This window comes from Enterococcus florum (genome assembly GCF_004309355.1).
Lineage (GTDB): Bacteria > Bacillota > Bacilli > Lactobacillales > Enterococcaceae > Enterococcus_A > Enterococcus_A florum.
This window is the reverse complement of record NZ_BJCC01000072.1, coordinates 1-1581: the sequence shown is the minus strand read 5'-3', so window position 1 is coordinate 1581 and position 1581 is coordinate 1. Positions and strand designations below refer to the sequence as shown.

Annotated in this window: 1 protein-coding gene; it reads left to right on the top strand. The window is 38.8% G+C overall.

Features of this window, described 5'->3' with window-relative positions:
* Window positions 1-246: 246 nt before the first annotated feature.
* Window positions 247-1356 (top strand): tyrosine-type recombinase/integrase, encoded by a 1110-nt coding sequence (locus NRIC_RS19125; RefSeq protein WP_146624309.1) that lies wholly within the window; start codon window positions 247-249, stop codon window positions 1354-1356.
* The last annotated feature ends 225 nt before the right edge of the window (window positions 1357-1581 follow it).

Sequence of the window (1581 nt, the reverse complement as noted above, 5' to 3'; positions counted from 1 at the left end):
CTTGTTCTTTTGAAAAACATGAAATAAACAATGATAATTCAAGTTTTAATGTTTATTACACACTCAATTCTCTTAAATTATAATGTAAATTTTATGGGTATTCAATAATAAATATTAAAAAAGTTAAATTAAATCGTTTAAAATGACTTTTTTAAAAGTAATACTAGTTATTGAATATTAATTTTTTAACTTATCTAAAGGATAAAAACCGTCAAATAAACCGTCAAAGTAGAAAGGAAATGCATAGTGAGCAGGCGTGGAGAAAATATTTATTACCGGAAGGATAAACGCTGGGAGGGACGTTATCCAAAGGGAAGAAAGGCAAATGGAAAAATTAAGTATGGCTCAGTTTATGGGAAAACGTACAATGAGGTTCGGTGGAAGCTGTACCCGCTGAAGATAGAATACCAAAACCTCTGCGAATTAAACGGAAGTTTAGCCATAACGATGAAAGAATGGGTCGAAATTTGGCTTATGGAGGTGAAAGATTCAATCGAAATAGCGACATTTAGCAGTTATCGGCACAAAATGCGGACGTACATTTTGCCGTTCTTGGGAGAATATCCATTGAATGAGCTGACTCAAAATCATATTCAGGAATTGGTGCAGCGCTGGAAAAAGCATCCTTTGTCCGTATCAAGCATTCGTGTCAATCTTCAGGTGGTTAAAAATTGTTTGAACCAGGCTATAAATCAGGGGCATTTGATCAAAAATCCCTGTCAGGGAATCAAGTTGCCTAAAAGCGAGGGAAAAAAGATCCAAGCGATGAGCCTAAATCAGCAGAAACAAATTGAAAAAGCAGCGATCAGCTATCCAAAAGGTCGAGGATTACCGACTTTATTGGCTTTGCGAACTGGAATGCGTATCGGTGAGGTGGCAGCTCTGAAATGGGAAAATGTAGATTTTGAGAACGACCTGATCTACGTTTCCCACACACTTCAAAGAGTCACACTGGAGGGACGATCATCGAAGACACTATTGATCTATGCAACCGCAAAAACAGCTGCTTCTCAACGTACGATACCGATGGGAGAAAATGTTCGCCGATGGTTGTGGGAACATCGAAAATCATCAAAATCAGCTTTCGTTTTTTCCTCGGGAGAAGGACCATGCGAACCGCGTTTGATTACGTATCATTTTCATCAAATTTGCCAACGGGCAGGGATAAGTGGGATCCACTTTCATCAACTGAGACACACCTTTGCTACACGCTGTGTAGAAGCGAATGCGAATATCAGCTCAGTTAGTCGATTATTGGGCCATACCTCGACGCAGATGACTTTGGATACGTATACCCATTCTCTCTTACAGCCGATGGTGGAGACAATGCAGCTGATGGAGCAGGCAGTGTCTTAAGAAAATTTTAAAAAAATTGAAAGGATTAATTGGAGGACTCTTTTTTAATTTATCGTGTAAGCGCTTTCTCTAACGAGCGCGAATGAGATTCCGTTTATCTATCATCAAAGAAAAGCGTCGTTCGATTCGTTTTGAAAAATAAGCCGTCAACTACCGTCATAATGATCTGCTGAGGACTGTTCTATCAGTCTTTTTTTTGTTTCTCGTGTTTTTCAAAAGAACAAG